Genomic DNA, 20,987 nt, shown 5'->3' on the forward strand with positions numbered 1-20,987 from the left:
AGGACGCTGCCAGGCAATAGTGAAAGGCAACCTGAAATGGTTGTCTTTTTTGTGTTTATAGAATTTTAAGAAAGAAACATTATAGATTCTAAAGACAATTTGCGGAATTCTATGAAGGAAATGTCATCATTCCTGTATTAAGCCGGTTAGCTGCATTTTATCCCCAACCAAGACTTTTACAATATCCTCAATAAAATTGGAATATCCTGCATTTTCACGTTTCACAATTGCGAAATTTGGAGAAAATCATATAGTAGTGAATCGTTGCATCTGAATCAGAAATTGATTATAATTATAGTCAAAGATAGTCAAAGTCAGATGATGGCAGGGGGGTGGAATGATGCGGAACATTTCCGATATTATCGAGCATTACTTGAAGCAAGTATTGGAAATGAGTGATGAGGACTTAGTCGAAATCAAACGCAGCGAGATAGCCGATAAATTTCAGTGTGTCCCTTCTCAAATAAATTATGTAATCAACACACGTTTTACAATAGAAAGAGGTTACCTTGTCGAAAGTAAACGGGGCGGCGGTGGCTATATCCGAATTATGAAGGTACAGTCTCTCGGCTCCACTCAACTAATCGAACACTTGCTTTCGCTTTTTCATAATCGGATTAGCCAAGCAAGTGCTGAAGATGTTATTACCCGTCTCGTACAAGAGGAGGTTATAACCAAGCGTGAAGCAAAAATTATGCTTAGTGTGATTGATCGTTCCGTTTTATATATTGACCTTCCATATCGGGATGAATTAAGAGCCAGAATGCTAAAAGCAATGTTAACCTCATTGAAATATAACTAATATTGCAGCCGAAGAGGTGAAATCATGAACTGTCAGGAGTGTAATCAACGGCCTGCTGCTGTTCATTTTACAAAAATCGTGAATGGCGAAAAAACCGAAGTACATCTTTGTGAAAAATGTGCCCAGGAGAAGGGTGAAATGTTTATGTTCAGCGGGGAATCTGGTTTTTCCTTTAATAATTTATTAGCTGGACTTTTAAATATCGATCCTTCATTCCATAAGCAGGAACAGAATCCATTTCAACAAGAAGAAATTCTTCAGTGTCCGCACTGTTCCATGACATTTCCGCAATTTTTAAAGATTGGCAGGTTTGGCTGTGCACATTGCTATGAAACCTTCCAAGACCAGTTAAAACCGGTGCTAAGGCGGCTTCACGGCGGGAACTGGACACATAGCGGAAAAATACCAAAACGAATTGGCGGAGGAATCTCTCTAAGGAAGAAAATTGATGAATTGAAAAGTGCGTTACGGGAGTCTGTTATCCAGGAAGAATTTGAAGAAGCAGCAAGTATACGTGATGAAATTCGCGAACTAGAGAGAAAGCTCACTGCGAGCCAGCAAGAGGGAGGAAAATGACATGTCGCTCGAGCGGTTTTTAAATAAAGCAGTAAGCTCGTGGATGAGCCAAGAAGGACCAGACTCTGATATTGTTCTAAGCTCCCGAATTCGTTTGGCCAGGAACTTTGACAATTATTCTTTTCCAACCGTTTTTTCACATGAAGAAGCCAAACAGGTTATTCATGATATCGAAGGGGTTTTAAAAAAATCTCCATTTCAAAAGTTTGGGCAAATGGAATTACTTAAAATTGATGAGATGCAGCCGTTGCAAAAGCGAGTATTAGTCGAAAAGCACTTAATCAGCCCGCATCTATCGGATGATGCCCCGCATGGAGCAGTTCTTTTATCCGAAAACGAAGAAGTTAGTATTATGATAAATGAGGAAGATCATATTCGCATCCAGTGTTTATTTCCGGGGCTGCAATTGAAGGAAGCTTTAAGCACGGCGAATGAAATTGATGATTGGTTGGAGAATGCTGTTCATTTTGCTTTTGATGAAAAGCTTGGCTATCTGACTAGCTGCCCAACAAATGTAGGAACGGGGCTTCGGGCATCGCTGATGATGCATTTACCTGGACTCGTTATGACACAGCAGATTAACCGAATTATCCCTGCAATTAACCAATTGGGATTTGTTGTAAGAGGGATTTATGGTGAGGGAAGTGAAGCCCTTGGTAATATCTTTCAGATTTCTAATCAAATAACACTTGGAAAATCGGAGGAGGACATCTGTCGTGATTTAATGGGGGTTGTCAGCCAGATCATTTCACAGGAAAGGTCAGCCCGGGAAGCATTACGGAAAAGTTCCAACATACAATTAGAAGATAGAGTTTTTCGTTCGTTAGGTGTTTTAACTCATAGCCGAATCATCGAATCCAAAGAAGCAGCCAGATGTTTATCAGATGTTAGATTGGGTATCGATATGGGCTATATTCATAATATGTCTAAAACCATCCTGAATGAACTAATGATTTTAACTCAGCCGGGATTTCTCCAGCAATACGCTGGCGGCCCTTTAAGGCCGTATGAACGAGACATCAGACGTGCTGCATTAATCCGTGAACGGATTCAGATGGAAACTGAGAAAAGATAAGGAGTGAGTGATATGATGTTTGGCCGTTTTACTGAAAGAGCACAAAAGGTTTTGGCATTAGCTCAGGAAGAAGCCATTCGCCTTGGCCATAATAATATTGGAACAGAGCACATCCTTTTAGGGTTAATCCGCGAAGGAGAAGGCATTGCTGCTAAAGCTCTATTTGGACTTGGGCTCGGATCCGATAAAATTCAAAAAGAAGTAGAAAATTTAATTGGCAAAGGCCAAGAATCATCTCAGATTATTCACTACACCCCAAGAGCGAAAAAAGTAATTGAATTATCAATGGACGAAGCACGAAAACTAGGGCACTCCTATGTAGGAACGGAGCATATTCTGCTTGGTCTTATCCGTGAAGGCGAAGGTGTAGCTGCCCGGGTATTAAATAATCTGGGTGTCAGCTTAAATAAAGCACGCCAGCAAGTACTTCAATTGTTAGGAAGTAATGAATCAGGCGGACACCAAGGTGGTGCGTCAGCTAGTGCCAATACACCAACATTAGATAGCTTGGCGAGGGATTTGACCGCCATTGCCCGGGAAGGCAGCTTAGATCCTGTTATTGGCCGCAGCAAAGAAATCCAGCGTGTTATTGAGGTCCTAAGCCGCCGTACGAAAAACAATCCAGTATTAATTGGGGAACCTGGTGTTGGTAAAACTGCGATCGCTGAGGGGCTTGCCCAGCAAATCGTAAATAATGAAGTACCAGAAATCCTTCGTGATAAGCGCGTCATGACTCTTGATATGGGGACTGTTGTGGCTGGAACAAAATACCGCGGGGAATTTGAGGACCGGTTGAAGAAGGTTATGGATGAGATTCGCCAAGCGGGAAATATCATTCTATTTATTGATGAACTTCATACCTTAATTGGTGCCGGGGGTGCAGAAGGAGCAATCGACGCATCCAATATTTTAAAACCATCGCTAGCCCGTGGAGAATTGCAGTGTATTGGTGCTACAACCCTTGATGAATATCGTAAATATATTGAAAAAGATGCAGCTCTAGAGCGGCGCTTCCAGCCAATCCGCGTGGATGAACCAACTGCGGAAGAATCCGTTCAAATTCTTCAGGGATTACGTGACCGCTATGAAGCGCATCACCGTGTATCGATTACTGATGAAGCGATAGAAGCTGCAGTTAAGTTATCTGACCGTTATATTTCTGACCGGTTCCTTCCGGATAAAGCCATTGATTTAATTGATGAAGCAGGTTCGAAGGTGCGGCTTCGCTCCTATACCACTCCTCCTAATTTAAAAGAGCTTGAAGTGAAGCTTGAGGAGGTTCGTAAAGAAAAGGATGCAGCGGTTCAAAGTCAAGAATTTGAAAAAGCAGCATCATTAAGGGATTCAGAACAGCGCTTGCGAGAACAGCTTGAAGAAACAAAGAAAAGCTGGAAAGAAAAGCAAGGCAAGGAAAACAATCAAGTTACCGTAGAAGATATTGCAGCAGTTGTCTCTAGCTGGACAGGAATACCAGTCTCCAAACTGGCTCAAACGGAAACCGAGAAACTGCTTAATTTAGAGGAAATTCTACATTCTCGTCTAATCGGACAGGAAGAAGCGGTTAAGGCAGTCTCAAAAGCAGTGAGAAGAGCAAGAGCTGGATTAAAGGATCCTAAACGCCCAATTGGCTCTTTTATCTTCCTTGGTCCTACTGGTGTAGGTAAAACAGAATTAGCCCGTGCCTTGGCTGAGGCAATGTTCGGCGATGAAGATGCAATGATCCGGATTGATATGTCCGAATATATGGAGAAGCATTCGACTTCCCGTCTTGTCGGCTCACCTCCAGGGTATGTTGGTTATGAGGAAGGCGGCCAGCTGACCGAAAAGGTTCGTAGGAAGCCATACTCTGTCATTCTGTTGGATGAAATTGAAAAAGCGCATCCGGATGTATTTAATATTTTGCTTCAGGTACTAGAAGATGGTCGCTTAACGGATTCTAAAGGCAGAACGGTTGACTTCCGGAATACCGTCTTAATTATGACATCAAATGTCGGGGCTGACACGTTAAAACGGAATAAGTACGTTGGCTTTAATATTCAAGATACAACCCAAGACTATAAAGACATGAAGGGAAAAGTCATGGAAGAATTGAAAAAGGCTTTCCGTCCTGAGTTCCTGAACAGGATTGATGAAATTATTGTCTTCCATGCCCTAGAAAAGAAACACTTAGACGAAATTGTTACTTTACTGTCGGATCAGTTGATCAAACGGCTTAAAGAGCAAGATATTCATATTGAGCTTACTCCAGCAGCTAAGAGCAAAATTTCCGAAGAAGGCTATGATCCTGAATATGGTGCACGGCCATTAAGAAGGGCGATTCAAAAGAATGTGGAAGATATGCTATCCGAAGAACTTCTTAAAGGCACCCTGCTTACGGGCCAGCAGGCCATTATTGATGTCGAGAACGGAGAATTTGTCGTCAAAACAGCTGAGAGAACAGGGGTTTCACAATAAGCAGAATATAAATGTCTGTCTGTATAATAATTAACTTCCCTGAGGTACACGTGAATAAAGTAACATCCGTGTACCTCTTTTTATTTTTTAGGCTCTGTTAAATTTAGCTGTTGATTTCCGCTCCAATCAACAGAGTTAAAAAAATCAACAGTATCGTTTTACGGAGCCTTTTTTTATAGCAAAAAAACAACTAAGAAAGGAACTGCCTTATGGTGAAAAGAAAAACAAAGTTTATTTGCCAGGAATGCGGCTATGAGTCGCCTAAATGGATGGGAAAATGCCCGGGCTGCGGCCAATGGAACAAAATGACGGAAGAGGTAGAGGTTACAGGTCCAGCCAGAAGAGGAGCTTTTGCTCATTCTCAGGGCGGTTCTGCTATTCTCTCCAAACCCACACCCATTACTAGCATTGAATCCGTAAGTGAGCCTAGAATTCTGACTGACTTGGCAGAATTAAATCGGGTTTTAGGGGGCGGTGTGGTTAAAGGTTCATTAGTCTTAATCGGCGGTGATCCTGGGATTGGTAAGTCCACGCTGCTTTTGCAAGTATCCTCTCAATTAGCCAATAAAGGCAACCAGGTCTTGTATATTTCCGGAGAAGAGTCCTTGCGCCAAACCAAGCTCCGGGCAGAACGTCTTCATATCGCTTCGGAAAACCTGTTGGTTTACGCAGAAACCAACCTAGAGGAAATTAATCGTACCATTGACGCTACCAACCCAAGTTTCGTTATCATTGATTCCATTCAAACTGTTTTTCATCCGGATGTGACCTCAGCACCGGGAAGTGTATCACAAGTACGTGAATGTACTGCGGAATTAATGAGAATCGGCAAAACAAAAGGGATTGCCATTTTCATAGTCGGGCATGTGACAAAAGAAGGGGCAATTGCCGGTCCAAGGCTACTAGAGCATATGGTAGATACTGTTCTGTACTTTGAGGGAGAGCGGCACCATACCTACCGGATCTTACGTGCCGTCAAAAACCGCTTTGGTTCTACCAATGAAATGGGTATTTTTGAAATGAAAGAATTTGGCCTTGAAGAAGTGGAAAATCCTTCAGAAATCTTCCTGGAAGAACGTTCAAGGGGGGCAGCAGGTTCCACCGTGGTAGCTTCCATGGAGGGGACACGTCCCGTACTGGTTGAAATCCAGGCTTTGATTTCGCCGACAAGCTTTGGAAACCCGAGAAGGATGGCAACTGGAATCGATCATAACCGTGTTTCGTTGTTAATGGCTGTTCTAGAGAAACGGGTAGGCATGCTCCTTGCCAACCAGGATGCTTATTTAAAGGTTGCTGGTGGCGTGAAATTAGATGAACCCGCAATTGACTTAGCCATAGCTGTCAGTATTGCTTCTAGCTTTAGGGATGATCCATCAAGACCAACAGATTGTATTATTGGGGAAGTCGGTTTAACAGGTGAGGTAAGAAGGGTATCAAGAATTGAACAGCGCGTACAAGAAGCAGCAAAAATGGGTTTTGAACGTATCATTCTTCCTGCAAACAATTTAGGCGGCTGGAAGGGGCCGGAAGGAATTCAACTGATTGGCGTTTCTTCAGTCAGTGAGGCACTTCGAGCAGCCCTAGGGGGATAATGGATGGAACATAAACGGTCGGGAGAGCAATCGATTAACGATATCATACAGTTGGTGGCACCGGGGACACCGATACGCGAAGGCCTCGACAATGTACTGCGGGCCAATACAGGCGGCCTGATTGTGTTAGGTTATAACGAAAAAGTGAAAGGGATTGTTGACGGCGGCTTTGAAATCAATTGTCCATTTTCACCAAGCCTTTTATATGAGTTGGCCAAAATGGACGGGGCGATTATTTTAAACGAATCAGGGAATAAAATTCTGATAGCTAACGCCCAACTAGCTCCTGATCCTGAAGTTCCTTCCTCGGAAACAGGCATGCGCCACCGTACAGCGGAAAGGACTGCGCGGCAAACCAAAGCCTTGGTCATTGCGATTTCTCAGCGAAGAAACGTGATTACCTTGTACCAGGGGAATATCCGCTATGCCCTTAAGGACATTTCGGTTATCCTGACAAAAGCAAATCAAGCCATTCAAACGCTGGAAAAATATAAAGCAGTTGTTGAACAAAGTATTACGAATTTAAGTGTTTTAGAATTTGAGGAATCTGTCACCTATAATGATTTCTTATTAGTTTTGCATCGCTTTGAAATGGTATTAAAGATTAAAAATGAATTGTTGGCATTTCTTTATGAGCTGGGAACGGAAGGGCGCCTGATTCGGCTGCAAATGAACGAAATATTAACCGAGCTCGAAGACGAAGTTAAGCTAATTATCAAGGATTATGCCCATAATCGTGAAATTCATCCTGATGAAGTTTTGCAACGAATGCAAGGGTTGTCACTGAACGGAGCTATTGAGGATACGATAGTTTTAAAAATGCTTGGCTACCTGGGATATGTCCATTTAGATGAAATAAAACATCCACGCGGTTATCGAATACTGAATAAAATACCGCGTTTGCCAGGCGTGATTATTGAAAATCTGATTACTCAGTTTGATAATCTATCGAATGTTTTGGCGGCAACAGTGGAAGAATTAGATGATGTTGAAGGGATCGGCGAGGTCAGGGCCAAGAAAATCAAGGAAGGGTTTAAATTAATAAAAGAGCGACTTTACACCGACAGGCATTTATAAAAAACAGACCCCAGAGTAATCAAGAACTTCCAATTATTTGACAGTTTGTTTTATTCAATGCTACCCTATTGGGAGTATGGATTTCTTGCAACAGCCCATGTTTCAAAATGATTACATTTTAAAAAAATAATCGCCAAATCAAGGTTTCATTTTGACGAATATGTTTATAATGAGTAGAGGAGGTGAAGGAATGTTAAGAAGAATAGTGCAGGCTTGCTTCCTCATAATGGGTGGTACGCTTGGGATTTTGTTATTGCCAGAGCTGTTCAATTTACTCCAAATAAATGACATTCCAGTTGTCAATAATTCTTATGTTACTGCTATTTTAGGTGCTATTATTTTTTATCTTATTACCTTTTGGGCAGTAGATTACGTGTTTAATTTTATTAAGTGGGCAGAGGACTCATTAGTAAAAATACCTGTTACCGATGTCTTATTTGGCAGCGTAGGGCTCATTTTCGGGCTATTGGTTGCTTTTTTAATAGGTTTTGCCCTCAATGCTGTCCAAGTACCGGTTATAAACGCAGTTGCTCCCATTTTACTTACGCTGTTATTCGGCTATCTTGGCTTTCAGGTTGGCTTTAAAAAACGTGATGAACTACTAGGATTGTTTGGTAAAGGAAGTTCCAAGAAAAAGGCTGCCGAAGAAGAGCCTGAAAAGGTTGACCATAAAACGCTGAAAATATTGGATACTAGCGTGATCATTGATGGCCGGGTCGCGGATATATGCCAAACGGGATTTTTAGAAGGGACCATTGTGATTCCACAATTTGTTCTCGCCGAGCTGCAGCATATTGCCGACTCCTCCGACGTCCTAAAGCGAAATCGCGGCAGGAGGGGATTGGACATCCTTAACCGGATTCAAAAAGAACTTGCTATTAAAGTGGAAATTTATGAAGGTGATTTTGAAGATACCCAAGAGGTCGACTCTAAACTGGTCAAGCTGGCTAAAATGACAAGTGGCGTCCTTGTCACCAATGATTTTAATTTAAATAAAGTCTGTGAACTGCAAAATGTTTCAGTATTGAATATAAATGACCTTGCAAATGCCGTGAAGCCTGTTGTCCTGCCGGGTGAAGAATTAACCGTACACGTGATTAAGGACGGCAAGGAGTATCACCAGGGTGTTGCCTACCTAGATGACGGAACAATGATTGTCGTCGAAGAAGGAAGAGAGTACATCGGAAAAAGAATCGATGTGCTAGTTACAAGTGTGCTGCAAACCTCTGCAGGCAGAATGATTTTTGCAAAACCAAAGTTACTTGAAAAAGCACTTTAGGATAAAGAATGGAGTTTTCATATGACTTACCAAGTCATTCTCCCGGCTGCCGGCCAGGGAAAAAGAATGGGAGCAGGAAAAAACAAGCTGCTGCTGTCCCTAAATGATATACCGATTCTCATTCATACATTAAGGGTCTTTGAAGAAGATGACCATTGTGAGGGAATGATTTTAGCTATTCATCCTCAGGATGAGGCGGAATTTAATCGTTTGCTAAAGAACTATCAAATTCAAAAGGTCACTCGTTTAGTACCAGGCGGAAAGGAACGTCAGGACAGCATTTACAATGCGTTAAAAACCGTAAAGTCAGATGGTATTATCCTCGTCCATGATGCTGCCAGACCTTTTATAAAAATAGAACAGATTCATCGGTTAACCAAAACAGCGGAAACGGCAGGAGCTGCGATCATTGGGGTGCCAGCCAAAGATACAATGAAAAAAGTACAAGATGGTGTGGTCACAGAAACTGTCGAACGTTCAAGCTTGTGGGCTGTTCAAACCCCGCAAGCTTTTCGTATTTCACTATTGCTTCAGGCGTATGACCAGGCTGAAGAGGACGAATTCATAGGCACCGACGATTCTAGCCTTGTTGAGAGAATGGGGTACCCGGTGGATATCGTAGAAGGTGACTATGACAATATTAAAATCACTACACCAGAGGATTTATACTTCGCAGAAGCGATCTTAAAGAAAAGACAAAAGGAGTTTTGCTGATGTTTCGTATTGGACAGGGCTTTGATGTCCATCAATTAACGGAAGGCCGCCCGCTGATTATTGGCGGTATTACTATACCTTATGAAAAGGGACTTCTTGGTCATTCTGATGCTGATGTCCTGCTGCACACTGTTGCAGATGCTTGCCTCGGTGCCATAGGTGAGGGGGATATTGGCAGACATTTTCCCGATACCGATCCCGCTTTTAAGGATGCTGACTCTGCTAAACTTATGGAGCATGTCTGGGAGTTAGTCAAATCGAAAGGCTATCAATTAGTGAATGCGGATTGTACAATTATCGCCCAAAAGCCAAAGATGGCTCCTTATATCGAGCAAATGAAGCAACGGATCGCGGAATTGCTTGAAGCAGCACCCGAACAAATTAATGTGAAGGCGACTACAACTGAAAAGCTGGGTTTCACTGGCAGAGGTGAGGGAATCGCTTCGCAAGTGGTTTTGTTATTAGAAAAATCATAATCTCGGAGTTAGGGCTTTATTGGGTAAATCTATAGTGGTAAAATAATTCGGGATGAAATTTGGAAAGTGGAGGCATTAAAATGTCAAACGATATTCGTGTACGGTACGCTCCAAGTCCAACAGGACATTTACATATTGGAAACGCTCGGACCGCTTTGTTTAATTATTTATTTGCCCGCAGCCAAGGCGGGAAGTTTATTATCCGCATTGAAGATACGGATACAAAACGGAACATTGAGGGCGGCGAACAAAGCCAATTAAAATATTTAAAATGGCTGGGAATGGATTGGGATGAAAGTGTCGATGTCGGCGGTGAATATGGACCATACCGACAATCAGAAAGAAATCACATTTATCAAACCTATACCAATCAACTGATTGAAAAGGGACTTGCCTATAAATGCTATTGTACGGAAGAAGAATTGGAACAAGAGCGGGAGGCCCAGATCGAAAGAGGGGAAACACCGCATTATTCAGGAAAATGCCGCCATTTAACGGCAGAAGATCGGGACCGCTTAGAAAAGGAAGGACGTAAACCAAGTATCCGGTTTGTCGTTCCACAAGATCAAACCTATACGTTTGATGACATTGTCAAGGGGCATGTTTCCTTCGATTCGGAGGGAATGGGCGACTGGGTTATCGTGAAAAAGGACGGTATGCCAACGTATAACTATGCAGTTGTGATTGACGACCATTTGATGGAAATTTCCCATGTCCTTCGTGGCGATGACCATATCTCCAATACGCCTAAACAGCTAATGATTTATCAGGCTTTAGGTTGGGAACCGCCAATATTTGGCCATATGACCTTGATTGTCAATGAAAGCCGTAAAAAGCTTAGCAAACGTGATGAATCGATTATTCAATTTATTGAGCAATACGAAGAACTTGGCTATCTGCCAGAAGCGCTGTTTAACTTTATCGCTTTGCTTGGCTGGTCTCCTGCTGGAGAAGAAGAGATTTTCTCAAGAGAAGAGTTCATCAAAATTTTTGACGCCAGCCGTCTTTCCAAGTCTCCAGCATTATTCGATAAGCAAAAGCTCACTTGGATGAACAATCAATACATGAAAAAGGTAGAGATTGACCGTGTAATGGAATTGGCGCTGCCGCACTTGATCAAAGCGGGCCGTTTGAGTGAAAATATGACGGAAGAAGAAAGCCGATGGGCTCGTACATTAGTGACACTGCTTCAAGAGAAAATGAGCTATGGGGCAGAAATTATCGAACTGTCAGATTTATTTTTCCAAGAAGAGGCAGAATATGAACAAGAAGCAAAAGAGGTCCTCGCAGGCGAAACGGTACCAGAGGTATTAAAGGCTTTTTCTGAAGAACTCGAACAATTGGAGGCTTTCAAAGCGGAAGGGATTAAAGCAGCGATGAAGAGAGTCCAGAAATCAACTGGACAAAAAGGTAAGAATTTATTTATGCCAATTCGTGCAGCTGTAACCGGCCAAACGCATGGGCCAGACCTTCCTGAAACCATTGAACTTTTAGGAAAGGAAAAGGTCCAAAGTCGAGTTCAGAAAATTATTAGTTAACATTATCCGCAAAATGTAATATAGTAAGTGATATAAAATTAAATGAGTAAAAAGCGTAGAAGAGGAAAAGTAGGAAAATGAAGCTTGAAAGAGAGAACCATCATCGGCTGAAAGTGGTTTAGGCCCCTCATTTTTCGAAGTGCACCTCTGAGCCTCATTTCGAACGAACTTGATTTTTAGTAGATCTGGGCGGAGATTTCCGTTACAAAAATGAGTGAGACTAGAAAGCTAGATCACATTTTCCTTGTTGAAAACTGTGTGTAGAGCTGGACGTCTAATCAGAGTGGAACCACGCGTACGCGTCTCTGTCGTTATCGACAGGGACGTTTTTTTATACACAAGGGGAACAAGGGGGGTAACCAATGTTTAAGCGGATAAAGGAAGATATTGAAGTCGTTTTTGAGCAAGACCCAGCAGCCAGGACGAAACTAGAGGTGGTTTTAACTTATTCAGGACTGCATGCGATCTGGTCTCATCGTATTGCCCATGCCCTTTATAAACGGAAGTTTTTTTTCCTGGCGCGGGTCATTTCGCAAACTAGTCGCTTTTTTACAGGAATTGAAATACATCCAGGTGCCAAAATCGGCAAGAGATTTTTTATCGACCATGGCATGGGTGTGGTCATCGGGGAAACCTGTGAAATTGGCGATAATGTAACGGTATATCAAGGGGTCACATTGGGAGGTACCGGAAAAGAAAAAGGTAAACGCCATCCCACTATTAAGGATAATGTCCTGATTGCTACCGGTGCTAAAGTTCTTGGATCGATTACCATTGGGGAAAACTCAAAAGTAGGTGGAGGCTCTGTTGTATTAAAAGATGTACCGCCTAATTCAACCGTAGTAGGGATCCCAGGCAGGGTTGTCATTCAGGATGGAAAACGGATTAATAATGACTTAAATCATAACAATCTCCCCGATCCAATTGCGGACCGGTTTAGCCAATTGCAAAATGAACTTAATGAATTGAAGATAGAATTAGAAAGATTAAAGGAAGAAGGGAAGAAAGTCAATGAGCATTCAACTTTATAACACGCTCTCCCGCAGAAAAGAAGAGTTTATCCCTCTTGAAGAGGGAAAAGTGAAAATGTATGTATGTGGTCCGACTGTCTATAACTATATTCATATCGGGAATGCCCGACCTGCCATTGTTTTTGACACGGTCCGCCGTTATCTGGAATACCGCGGCTATGATGTCCAGTATGTATCCAACTTTACAGACGTCGATGATAAATTAATTCGTGCCGCCAATCAGCTGGGCGAGGATGTTCCAACCATCGCCAACCGGTTTATCGAAGCTTACTTTGAGGATGTAACCGCCTTGGGCTGCCAGCATGCAGACATCCATCCGCGGGTCATGGAAAACATGGATATTATCATTGAATTTATCAGCCAGCTTGTCGAAAAGGGCTTTGCTTATGAATCAGAGGGGGATGTTTACTTTCATACCCGCAGCTTTGATGAATACGGCAAGCTATCCCATCAATCGATCGATGAACTACGTGTCGGTGCGAGAATTGAAGTGGGGGATAAGAAACAACATGACCTGGACTTTGCCCTTTGGAAAGCGGCGAAAGAAGGGGAAATCTTCTGGGAGAGCCCATGGGGACCGGGCCGGCCTGGCTGGCATATTGAATGCTCTGCGATGGCCAAGAAATATCTCGGTGACACCATCGATATTCATGCAGGCGGGCAGGATTTAACGTTCCCGCACCATGAAAATGAAATTGCCCAATCAGAAGCCCTTACAGGTAAACAGTTTGCTCGTTATTGGATGCATAATGGTTATATTAATATTGATAACGAAAAAATGTCTAAATCACTTGGGAATTTTGTGCTAGTTCACGATATCATCAAACAGCATAATCCACAGGTTCTCCGGTTATTTATGTTGTCAGTCCATTACCGCAATCCAATCAACTATAGTGAAGAGTTATTGGAAAGCACGAAAGCGGCTTTTGAACGGCTTCAAACCTCTTATCAAAACCTAATACACAGGAGAGAGGCAAGCACCAATTTAACAGACAATAATCAAGAGTGGCTCGATAAAATCAGCGCCTTGCACAAAGACTTCATCGAGGCTATGGATGATGATTTTAATACTGCCAAGGCGATTTCCGTGTTATTTGACTTATCGAAAGCAGCGAACTATTATCTTTTAGAAAAAAATACAGCTACCGAAGTGATTGATGCATTTACCACCCAATTTGAGGAGCTATTTGCTGTATTAGGATTAAAGCTGGAGAAAGAAGAAATGCTCGATGAGGAAATTGATGCACTGATTGAAAAGCGGAATCAAGCTCGAAAAGAACGCAATTTCCAACTTTCTGACCAAATCCGTGACCAATTAAAGGATTTGAATATTATCTTAGAAGACACACCACAAGGTACAAGATGGAAAAGAGGCTAATACATGTTTGAATATGAAAACAACCTAGATGCCGCCCAATTAAATAGTCTTGCTCTGGCCTATATGGGTGACGCCATTTACGAGACCTATGTAAGGCGTCACCTGCTATACAGCGGGCAGGTTCGGCCAAATCGTCTCCATCGTGAAGGTACTAGATATGTTTCTGCTAAAGCCCAATGCCAGATTTTATTTTACATGATGGATGATGGGCTGCTCATAGAGGAAGAGCTAGCCGTTGTCATGCGCGGCAGAAATGCCAAATCGGGTACAGTTCCTAAAAATACGGATGTACAAACGTATCGGTACAGCACTGCATTTGAGGCATTAATGGGTTATTTATTTTTAACAGGCCAGGAAGCACGCCTAGAAACATTGATTCGCCAGGCACTTGACTATGTGGATCAGAAGCAAGGAGGAAAGGTAACATGAACCAAGACTATATCGTTGGGAAAAATCCCGTTATTGAAGCATTAAAGTCAGAACGGGACATTAATAAAATATTAATTGCAGAGGGTTCCCAGCGGGGGCAAATGCATCAGATTATGCAGTTGGCTAAAGATGCCAATGTCATCGTTCAATTGGTACCGAAGAAAAAAATTGACCAAATAACGGACCAAAATCATCAAGGCGTTCTAGCTTATGTTGCTGCTTATCAATACGCTGAATTAGATGATTTATTTCAGGCGGCTGGAGCAAAAAAGGAACCTCCTTTCTTTTTGATATTGGACGAAATTGAAGATCCTCATAATCTTGGTTCGATTATGAGGACAGCAGATGCAGTGGGAGCACATGGGATTATTATTCCAAAACGAAGAGCAGTTGGACTGACTGCCACTGTTGCGAAAGCCTCAACGGGAGCAATTGAGTATATCCCTGTTGTTCGGGTAACCAATCTCGCCCAAACAATAGATGAGTTAAAAGAACGAGGAGTTTGGATTGCTGGTACAGATGCTAAGGGGAAGGAAGACTACCGTAGGTTCGATGGCACCTTGCCGCTGGGGCTTGTAATTGGCAGTGAAGGAAAAGGGATGGGCCGGTTAATTCGCGACAAATGTGATTTCCTCATCCATTTGCCAATGGTCGGAAAAGTAACATCGTTAAATGCATCGGTTGCTGCAGCCATACTAATGTATGAGGTATACCGGAAACGGCATGCACTTGAGGGATAAAAATGGACATCCTGCTTGTTGACGGATACAACATAATCGGGGCATGGCCCGAACTTATGGCATTAAGGGACCGTGACCTGCCGGCGGCGAGGGATCGGTTGGTAGAGAAAATGGCTGAGTATCAAGCCTTTTCTGGGTATCGAGTGATTGTTGTCTTCGATGCCCAGTATGTGCAGGGAACAGAAAGAAAGTATAAGTATCATAGTGTAGAAGTAATTTTTACAAAAGAAAACGAAACAGCTGATCAACGCATTGAAAAGATGGCAATTTCTTTAAGTAACCGTAAAACCCAAATCCATGTGGCCACTTCTGATTATACGGAACAGTGGGCAATTTTTGGACAGGGGGCACTCCGTAAGTCGGCCCGAGAGTTAATGATTGAAATGGAGTCGATTGAAAAGGGAATTAATAAAAATGTGAAAACAATTCAGGAGAAGAAACCAGTTACGAAGATCCCAATTAGCGAGGAACTAGCAGAAATTTTTGAAAAATGGCGCAGAGGAGAGAAATGAGCCTCGACTTGAAAAAATTAGTAATGTATAATAATAATATCTATGCTTGTTCGGTGGAGGGGATCTACATTGAGTGCGGACTTCGGAATAAAAATTAACGAACATTACTTCGTTATGGAAGATGAAGAAATGGTCGATCTAGTACACCAAGGTGACAGTGAGGCTCTGGATTACTTAATTTATAAGTATCGTAATTTTGTACGTGCAAAAGCAAGATCCTATTTTTTAATCGGGGCGGATAAAGAGGACATTGTTCAGGAGGGCATGATTGGTCTGTATAAGGCAATCCGTGATTTCCGTGAGGACAAGCTCACCTCTTTTAAAGCATTTGCTGAGCTGTGCATTACCAGGCAGATTATTACGGCAATTAAAACAGCAACAAGGCAAAAGCATATCCCGCTAAACTCCTATGTTTCCTTGGACAAGCCCATTTACGATGAAGAGTCAGACCGTACTTTAATGGATGTGTTGTCAGGTGCAAAGGTGTTAGATCCTGAAGAATTAATTATTAACCAAGAAGAATTTGACCATATTGAGGTCAAAATGGCGGAGTTATTAAGTGATTTAGAGAGGAAGGTTTTAGCCCTGTATTTAGATGGCCAATCCTATCAAGAGATTTCTGAGGAACTAAATCGACATGTAAAATCTATCGATAATGCCCTCCAGCGTGTGAAAAGGAAATTGGAACGATATTTGGAAATTCGTGAGTTTTCCTTGTGATTTTGTATACGCTACCATAAAATTGTCGAATATATGAATCTCGTTCTTATTGCTGTTGACATTAATTAGGGAGCGTGTTACAGTTTTATGGAAATTACCGAGGTGTCGAATTATGAGTAAAAAGACAGTACTTGCCTGCACCGTTTGCGGCTCTCGTAACTATTCCACAGTCAGCAGCAAAGAAGTGCAGACAGACAGGTTAGAATTAAAAAAGTTCTGCAAAACTTGCGGAGTCCATACGATCCATCGTGAAACGAAATAAATAGATATAAGAGTTCGGAATAGAAGCTATGGGGGTTTAACGAGACATGAAACGCATAAAAAATTTCTTTAGTGATATCCTACGTGAAATGCGAAAAGTAAGCTGGCCAAAGCGTGGGGAATTGACTCGTTCTACGGTTACAGTTATCTCTACAGTTGTGTTCTTTGGCTTATTCTTTACTGTATTGGACTTGGGGATTTCCAAATTGATTCGCTTAATTCTTGAATAATCTACTATCATTCATGGTATAATGGTGATTAATAGAGGAAATTTTATCTAAAAAGCCCGTTTTGACGGGTTTTTTAATTGGAAAAAAACGATAAGATCTTCTACCAAATTGTAAGGAGGGACGGACGCTCTAGTCCTCTTAATATGGAAAAGAATTGGTATGTTGTTCATACTTACTCTGGCTATGAAAATAAAGTAAAAGCCAATTTAGAGAAACGTGTAGAATCAATGGGAATGTCGGATAAGATTTTTCGGGTTATTGTTCCCGAAGAAGAAGAAACGGAAATAAAAAATGGTAAGCAAAAAGTGGTTAAGCGTAAAGTGTTCCCTGGTTATGTCTTAGTTGAAATCGTCATGACGGATGATTCATGGTATGTGGTACGGAATACTCCTGGAGTAACAGGATTCGTTGGCTCAGCAGGTTCAGGTTCAAAGCCGACTCCTTTGCTGCCGGAAGAAGTGACGTTTATATTGAAACGCATGGGTGTAGAAGATAAACGGGCTGATGTTGATTTTGAAATTGGTGAAACTGTTCGTGTGAAGGAAGGCCCATTTGCCAACTTTACGGGCAATATTGAGGATATGGACAAGGATAAAGCTAAACTTAAAGTTTTAGTCAATATGTTCGGCCGCGATACCCCGGTAGAGCTGGACTTTTCACAAATTGAAAAGCTTGACTAATAGATGAAAATTAACATTTATCATCAGATATTGTAAAAAAACTTGAAATCAATGATAAAAAATGTTAATATTTCATAGGTCAGTATGTCTCAGCAAATGCTGAGCTAAGACTTATGTAAGTTCTTTGTATTTATATAAAGACTAGAGTAGAGTGGGAGGGGTAACACCCTGTTAACCACATCACGGACTTTAAGGAGGTGTGTCTCGTGGCTAAAAAAGTAATTAAGGTTGTTAAATTACAAATCCCTGCTGGTAAAGCAAACCCTGCACCACCAGTTGGTCCTGCACTTGGTCAAGCCGGTGTAAACATTATGGGATTCTGTAAAGAATTTAACGCACGTACAGCAGATCAAGCTGGATTGATTATTCCTGTTGAAATCACGGTATTTGAAGACCGTTCATTTACATTTATTACGAAAACTCCTCCTGCTGCAGTTCTTTTGAAAGTAGCAGCTGGAATTCAGTCTGGTTCAGGCCAGCCTAACCGTAATAAAGTAGCAACAGTAAAGCGTGATAAAGTACGCGAGATTGCGGAACAAAAAATGCCTGACCTTAACGCAGCTAGCGTTGAAGCAGCAATGCGCATGGTTGAAGGTACTGCACGCAGCATGGGTATCGTTATCGAAGACTAATCCATGCAGACAACTGTTTTTGCTTTGTAATGAGGGGTTGCGACGTTTTAACACTCGCAACCTTTTTCGTGGGAGTTATCAAAAAACGCTAAAACCACAATTTTGAGGAGGAAATGATAATGGCTAAAAAAGGTAAGAAGTATTTAGAAGCTGTTAAGCTTGTAGATCGTTCAAAAGCTTACCCAATTGCAGAAGCAATTGAACTTGCTAAGAAAACAAACGTTGCTAAATTTGATGCAACTGTTGAGGTTGCATTCCGTTTAGGCGTTGACCCTAAGAAAGCTGACCAGCAAATTCGTGGAGCAGTTGTGCTTCCTAATGGTACTGGTAAAACTCAGCGCGTATTAGTATTCGCGAAGGGTGAGAAATTGAAAGAAGCTGAAGCTGCTGGTGCAGATTATGTAGGCGATTCAGAGTACATCAACAAAATCCAACAAGGTTGGTTTGACTTCGATGTAATCGTAGCTACACCTGACATGATGGGTGAAGTAGGTAAACTTGGTCGTGTATTAGGACCTAAAGGCTTAATGCCAAACCCTAAGACTGGTACTGTTACTTTTGACGTAACAAGAGCCATCGCTGAAATCAAAGCTGGTAAAGTAGAATACCGCGTAGACAAAGCTGGTAACATCCATGTGCCTATCGGTAAAACTTCTTTCGAAGATCAAAAACTTGTAGAGAATTTCACTACTGTATTCGACACAATGTTAAAAGCAAAACCTTCTGCAGCTAAAGGTACTTACATGAAGAACGTAACTGTTGCTTCAACTATGGGACCTGGAATCAAGGTTGACCCTTCAACTGTTGCTGCGAAGTAAGATAAATTTTACCAATTGACAATCAACAATATATTGAATAAAATATATCTTGTTGTTAAAATGAATAAACATTTGTACCGTAGACAGCAGGTGCCTAGTGCTTAATTTCCTGCCGAGGTAATGCGATATATTAGCTTACTTTAGCTATTCTTGCAGCCTCCATGTCTTTGCTCGATATGGAGGCTTTACTTTGCCGGGTATGAATGTAGGAAATCTACAGGAGGTGTTAAAATGAGCAGTGCAATCGAAGCTAAAAAACAAGTCGTTGACGAAATTGCCGAGAAATTAAAAGCAAGTGTTTCAACGATCGTTGTTGATTACCGTGGACTTTCAGTTGCAGAAGTAACTGAACTTCGTAAACAACTTCGCGAAGCAGGCGTTGAATTCAAGGTTTACAAAAACACTATGACTCGCCGTGCTGCTGAGGCTGCAGGTCTTGAAGGCCTTAATGCTGCATTAACTGGTCCTAACGCAATTGCGTTCAGTGCAGAAGATGTAGTAGCACCAGCTAAAATCTTAAATGATTTTGCTAAAAAGAATGAGGCACTTGAACTTAAAGCAGGTGTGATTGAAGGAAACGTTGCTACTGTTGAAGAAGTAAAAGCTCTTGCTGAACTTCCTTCACGCGAAGGCTTGCTTTCTATGCTGCTTAGCGTTCTGCAAGCTCCAATCCGTAATCTTGCTCTTGCTGCAAAAGCAGTTGCAGATCAAAAAGAAGAACAAGGCGCGTAAGCTGACCTTAAACGCAATTCAATAAATTAAACCAATCTTAAGGAGGAACATTTAAAATGACTAAAGAACAAATCATTGAAGCAGTTAAATCTATGACTGTTTTAGAACTTAACGATTTAGTAAAAGCAATTGAAGAAGAATTTGGCGTAACTGCTGCTGCTCCTGTAGCTGTAGTTGGCGGTGCAGGTGCTGCTGCTGCTGAAGAAAAAACTGAGTTTGATGTAATCCTAGCTGGCGCTGGCGACCAAAAAATCAAAGTTATCAAGGTTGTTCGTGAAATCACTGGCCTTGGTCTTAAAGAAGCAAAAGAACTTGTTGACAACACTCCAAAAGCAGTTAAAGAAGGCGCTTCTAAAGAAGAAGCTGAAGAAATCAAAGCTAAACTTGAAGAAGTTGGAGCAAACGTTGAAGTTAAGTAATCAAGACTTTAAAAAGCTCGCTGCATAAGCGGGCTTTTTTGCTTTACGTGAAATGCTAAAATTAGCTAGATATTAAATTCAAAGAGTTTTTGGCAATACTAATCATATTCCACATCTATTCTTCAATTATCTGTTCTCCGGAGGTGATCTCATGTCTGAACACTATTATTCCCGTACTCAAAACGTTGAAAGCAATCCTAAATACTGGAACTTTACGCTGCGGAACCAAGTATTCCGGTTTAAAACCGATAATGGAGTCTTTTCCAAAAGAGAGGTAGATTTCGGGTCCCGTTTGTTAATAGAAGCTTTTCACATGCCGGATATCGAAGGACCTGTACTGGATGTTGGTTGTGGTTATGGCCCGATTGGATTGTCGATTGCAAAAGAGCACCCTGAACGTACTGTACATATGGTGGATATAAATGAACGGGCGATTGAACTGGCAAAGGAAAATGCAGAAAAAAACGGCATTCGAAATGTCAAGATTTTTGAAAGTGACCGCCTTGAGAATGTAACGGAATTAGGTTTTTCAGCTATTTTGACAAACCCTCCGATTCGGGCTGGTAAAAAAACAGTTCATGATATTTTTGAACAAAGCTATCATCATCTCGCTCCCACTGGTGAACTTTGGGTGGTAATTCAAAAGAAACAGGGAGCTCCATCGACACTTGAGAAATTAAAAGATTTATTTTCACATGTAGAAACTGTTGACAAATCGAAAGGCTATTTTATTATTAAGGCAACAAAATAGTTGACTCGAAAATTCCGTTGTGGTAGCATTATAAAATGCCATCATAATAATTTCCGAATTATTCCTTTAAA

24 protein-coding genes and 2 other annotated features are annotated in these 20,987 nt (G+C 41.6%); all 24 genes read left to right on the top strand.

Annotated features, from left to right (window positions below):
* Window positions 1-340: 340 nt before the first annotated feature.
* The 24 genes from BN2425_RS00440 (at window position 341) to BN2425_RS00555 (ending at window position 20,916) form a co-directional block, all read left to right on the top strand.
* Window positions 341-802, top strand: coding sequence for a CtsR family transcriptional regulator (locus tag BN2425_RS00440; protein ID WP_042453893.1), 462 nt, complete (start codon window positions 341-343; stop codon window positions 800-802).
* 24 nt (window positions 803-826) lie between these two features.
* A complete protein-coding gene (locus BN2425_RS00445; protein ID WP_042453895.1) occupies window positions 827-1,378 on the top strand; it encodes a UvrB/UvrC motif-containing protein in 552 nt (183 codons plus the stop codon).
* 1 nt (window position 1,379) lies between these two features.
* Window positions 1,380-2,453, top strand: coding sequence for a protein arginine kinase (locus BN2425_RS00450; RefSeq protein WP_042453898.1), 1,074 nt, complete (start codon window positions 1,380-1,382; stop codon window positions 2,451-2,453).
* A gap of 12 nt (window positions 2,454-2,465) precedes the next feature.
* On the top strand, window positions 2,466-4,907 hold the full coding sequence (gene clpC / locus BN2425_RS00455; protein WP_042453901.1) for an ATP-dependent protease ATP-binding subunit ClpC: 2,442 nt from the start codon (window positions 2,466-2,468) through the stop codon (window positions 4,905-4,907).
* Between the two features lie 209 nt (window positions 4,908-5,116).
* Window positions 5,117-6,499, top strand: coding sequence for a DNA repair protein RadA (radA, locus tag BN2425_RS00460; RefSeq protein ID WP_042453903.1), 1,383 nt, complete (start codon window positions 5,117-5,119; stop codon window positions 6,497-6,499).
* Window positions 6,500-6,502: 3 nt separating this feature from the next.
* Window positions 6,503-7,576: a DNA integrity scanning diadenylate cyclase DisA gene (disA, locus tag BN2425_RS00465; protein WP_042453905.1), complete on the top strand. Its 1,074-nt coding sequence runs from the start codon at window positions 6,503-6,505 to the stop codon at window positions 7,574-7,576.
* Between the two features lie 190 nt (window positions 7,577-7,766).
* Window positions 7,767-8,855, top strand: coding sequence for a PIN/TRAM domain-containing protein (locus tag BN2425_RS00470; protein WP_042453906.1), 1,089 nt, complete (start codon window positions 7,767-7,769; stop codon window positions 8,853-8,855).
* Between the two features lie 21 nt (window positions 8,856-8,876).
* The gene (gene ispD, locus BN2425_RS00475; RefSeq protein ID WP_042453907.1) at window positions 8,877-9,569 is read left to right on the top strand and encodes a 2-C-methyl-D-erythritol 4-phosphate cytidylyltransferase; all 693 of its coding nucleotides are present in this window, start codon (window positions 8,877-8,879) and stop codon (window positions 9,567-9,569) included.
* Entirely contained in the window at window positions 9,569-10,045 is a 477-nt protein-coding gene (gene ispF / locus BN2425_RS00480; protein WP_042453908.1) for a 2-C-methyl-D-erythritol 2,4-cyclodiphosphate synthase, read from the top strand. The genes ispD and ispF overlap by 1 nt, the downstream gene beginning before the upstream one ends.
* 80 nt (window positions 10,046-10,125) lie before the next feature.
* Window positions 10,126-11,583, top strand: coding sequence for a glutamate--tRNA ligase (gene gltX / locus BN2425_RS00485; RefSeq protein ID WP_042453909.1), 1,458 nt, complete (start codon window positions 10,126-10,128; stop codon window positions 11,581-11,583).
* A 47-nt stretch (window positions 11,584-11,630) separates the two neighbouring features.
* Window positions 11,631-11,893: a binding site (T-box leader), on the top strand.
* 52 nt (window positions 11,894-11,945) lie between these two features.
* Complete coding sequence (gene cysE, locus BN2425_RS00490) at window positions 11,946-12,614, top strand: serine O-acetyltransferase (protein ID WP_042453910.1); 669 nt, start codon at window positions 11,946-11,948, stop codon at window positions 12,612-12,614.
* Window positions 12,595-13,992 (top strand): cysteine--tRNA ligase, encoded by a 1,398-nt coding sequence (gene cysS, locus BN2425_RS00495; protein WP_042453912.1) that lies wholly within the window; start codon window positions 12,595-12,597, stop codon window positions 13,990-13,992. The genes cysE and cysS overlap by 20 nt, the downstream gene beginning before the upstream one ends.
* Window positions 13,993-13,995: 3 nt before the next feature.
* Entirely contained in the window at window positions 13,996-14,421 is a 426-nt protein-coding gene (locus BN2425_RS00500) for a Mini-ribonuclease 3 (protein ID WP_042453914.1), read from the top strand.
* Window positions 14,418-15,161 (top strand): 23S rRNA (guanosine(2251)-2'-O)-methyltransferase RlmB, encoded by a 744-nt coding sequence (rlmB, locus tag BN2425_RS00505; protein WP_042453916.1) that lies wholly within the window; start codon window positions 14,418-14,420, stop codon window positions 15,159-15,161. Before BN2425_RS00500 ends, rlmB begins: the two co-directional genes overlap by 4 nt.
* Window positions 15,162-15,163: 2 nt before the next feature.
* On the top strand, window positions 15,164-15,673 hold the full coding sequence (locus BN2425_RS00510; protein WP_042453918.1) for an NYN domain-containing protein: 510 nt from the start codon (window positions 15,164-15,166) through the stop codon (window positions 15,671-15,673).
* 114 nt (window positions 15,674-15,787) lie between these two features.
* Complete coding sequence (sigH, locus tag BN2425_RS00515; protein ID WP_235714550.1) at window positions 15,788-16,393, top strand: RNA polymerase sporulation sigma factor SigH; 606 nt, start codon at window positions 15,788-15,790, stop codon at window positions 16,391-16,393.
* Window positions 16,394-16,505: 112 nt separating this feature from the next.
* Complete coding sequence (gene rpmG, locus BN2425_RS00520) at window positions 16,506-16,655, top strand: 50S ribosomal protein L33 (protein WP_074432989.1); 150 nt, start codon at window positions 16,506-16,508, stop codon at window positions 16,653-16,655.
* Between the two features lie 46 nt (window positions 16,656-16,701).
* Window positions 16,702-16,884 (top strand): preprotein translocase subunit SecE, encoded by a 183-nt coding sequence (gene secE / locus BN2425_RS00525; protein ID WP_042453923.1) that lies wholly within the window; start codon window positions 16,702-16,704, stop codon window positions 16,882-16,884.
* A gap of 143 nt (window positions 16,885-17,027) precedes the next feature.
* A complete protein-coding gene (gene nusG / locus BN2425_RS00530) occupies window positions 17,028-17,564 on the top strand; it encodes a transcription termination/antitermination protein NusG (RefSeq protein ID WP_042453925.1) in 537 nt (178 codons plus the stop codon).
* 206 nt (window positions 17,565-17,770) lie between these two features.
* Window positions 17,771-18,196 (top strand): 50S ribosomal protein L11, encoded by a 426-nt coding sequence (gene rplK / locus BN2425_RS00535; RefSeq protein WP_042453928.1) that lies wholly within the window; start codon window positions 17,771-17,773, stop codon window positions 18,194-18,196.
* 119 nt (window positions 18,197-18,315) lie between these two features.
* Window positions 18,316-19,014: a 50S ribosomal protein L1 gene (rplA, locus tag BN2425_RS00540; RefSeq protein WP_042453930.1), complete on the top strand. Its 699-nt coding sequence runs from the start codon at window positions 18,316-18,318 to the stop codon at window positions 19,012-19,014.
* Window positions 19,015-19,073: 59 nt separating this feature from the next.
* Window positions 19,074-19,212: a sequence feature (ribosomal protein L10 leader region), on the top strand.
* Between the two features lie 33 nt (window positions 19,213-19,245).
* On the top strand, window positions 19,246-19,746 hold the full coding sequence (rplJ, locus tag BN2425_RS00545; protein ID WP_042453932.1) for a 50S ribosomal protein L10: 501 nt from the start codon (window positions 19,246-19,248) through the stop codon (window positions 19,744-19,746).
* A gap of 56 nt (window positions 19,747-19,802) precedes the next feature.
* Window positions 19,803-20,165: a 50S ribosomal protein L7/L12 gene (gene rplL, locus BN2425_RS00550; RefSeq protein ID WP_042453934.1), complete on the top strand. Its 363-nt coding sequence runs from the start codon at window positions 19,803-19,805 to the stop codon at window positions 20,163-20,165.
* Window positions 20,166-20,316: 151 nt separating this feature from the next.
* A complete protein-coding gene (locus BN2425_RS00555; protein WP_042453936.1) occupies window positions 20,317-20,916 on the top strand; it encodes a class I SAM-dependent methyltransferase in 600 nt (199 codons plus the stop codon).
* Window positions 20,917-20,987: the final 71 nt, after the last annotated feature.

The organism is Neobacillus dielmonensis, assembly GCF_000612665.1.
GTDB classification, from domain to species: Bacteria; Bacillota; Bacilli; order Bacillales; family Cytobacillaceae; genus Neobacillus; species Neobacillus dielmonensis.

Bases quoted from the DNA above. Each gene is read 5' to 3' on its own strand.
- BN2425_RS00470 (WP_042453906.1), top strand. From the start codon at position 7,767: ATGTTAAGAAGAATAGTGCAGGCTTGCTTCCTCATAATGGGTGGTACG.
- rlmB (WP_042453916.1), top strand. From the start codon at position 14,418: ATGAACCAAGACTATATCGTTGGGAAAAATCCCGTTATTGAAGCATTA.
- clpC (WP_042453901.1), top strand. From the start codon at position 2,466: ATGATGTTTGGCCGTTTTACTGAAAGAGCACAAAAGGTTTTGGCATTA.
- secE (WP_042453923.1), top strand. From the start codon at position 16,702: ATGAAACGCATAAAAAATTTCTTTAGTGATATCCTACGTGAAATGCGA.
- BN2425_RS00510 (WP_042453918.1), top strand. From the start codon at position 15,164: ATGGACATCCTGCTTGTTGACGGATACAACATAATCGGGGCATGGCCC.
- ispD (WP_042453907.1), top strand. From the start codon at position 8,877: ATGACTTACCAAGTCATTCTCCCGGCTGCCGGCCAGGGAAAAAGAATG.
- disA (WP_042453905.1), top strand. From the start codon at position 6,503: ATGGAACATAAACGGTCGGGAGAGCAATCGATTAACGATATCATACAG.
- nusG (WP_042453925.1), top strand. From the start codon at position 17,028: ATGGAAAAGAATTGGTATGTTGTTCATACTTACTCTGGCTATGAAAAT.
- ispF (WP_042453908.1), top strand. From the start codon at position 9,569: ATGTTTCGTATTGGACAGGGCTTTGATGTCCATCAATTAACGGAAGGC.
- BN2425_RS00555 (WP_042453936.1), top strand. From the start codon at position 20,317: ATGTCTGAACACTATTATTCCCGTACTCAAAACGTTGAAAGCAATCCT.
- BN2425_RS00450 (WP_042453898.1), top strand. From the start codon at position 1,380: ATGTCGCTCGAGCGGTTTTTAAATAAAGCAGTAAGCTCGTGGATGAGC.
- cysS (WP_042453912.1), top strand. From the start codon at position 12,595: ATGAGCATTCAACTTTATAACACGCTCTCCCGCAGAAAAGAAGAGTTT.
- cysE (WP_042453910.1), top strand. From the start codon at position 11,946: ATGTTTAAGCGGATAAAGGAAGATATTGAAGTCGTTTTTGAGCAAGAC.
- BN2425_RS00500 (WP_042453914.1), top strand. From the start codon at position 13,996: ATGTTTGAATATGAAAACAACCTAGATGCCGCCCAATTAAATAGTCTT.
- rpmG (WP_074432989.1), top strand. From the start codon at position 16,506: ATGAGTAAAAAGACAGTACTTGCCTGCACCGTTTGCGGCTCTCGTAAC.
- gltX (WP_042453909.1), top strand. From the start codon at position 10,126: ATGTCAAACGATATTCGTGTACGGTACGCTCCAAGTCCAACAGGACAT.
- rplA (WP_042453930.1), top strand. From the start codon at position 18,316: ATGGCTAAAAAAGGTAAGAAGTATTTAGAAGCTGTTAAGCTTGTAGAT.
- BN2425_RS00440 (WP_042453893.1), top strand. From the start codon at position 341: ATGCGGAACATTTCCGATATTATCGAGCATTACTTGAAGCAAGTATTG.
- sigH (WP_235714550.1), top strand. From the start codon at position 15,788: ATGGAAGATGAAGAAATGGTCGATCTAGTACACCAAGGTGACAGTGAG.
- rplL (WP_042453934.1), top strand. From the start codon at position 19,803: ATGACTAAAGAACAAATCATTGAAGCAGTTAAATCTATGACTGTTTTA.
- BN2425_RS00445 (WP_042453895.1), top strand. From the start codon at position 827: ATGAACTGTCAGGAGTGTAATCAACGGCCTGCTGCTGTTCATTTTACA.
- radA (WP_042453903.1), top strand. From the start codon at position 5,117: ATGGTGAAAAGAAAAACAAAGTTTATTTGCCAGGAATGCGGCTATGAG.
- rplJ (WP_042453932.1), top strand. From the start codon at position 19,246: ATGAGCAGTGCAATCGAAGCTAAAAAACAAGTCGTTGACGAAATTGCC.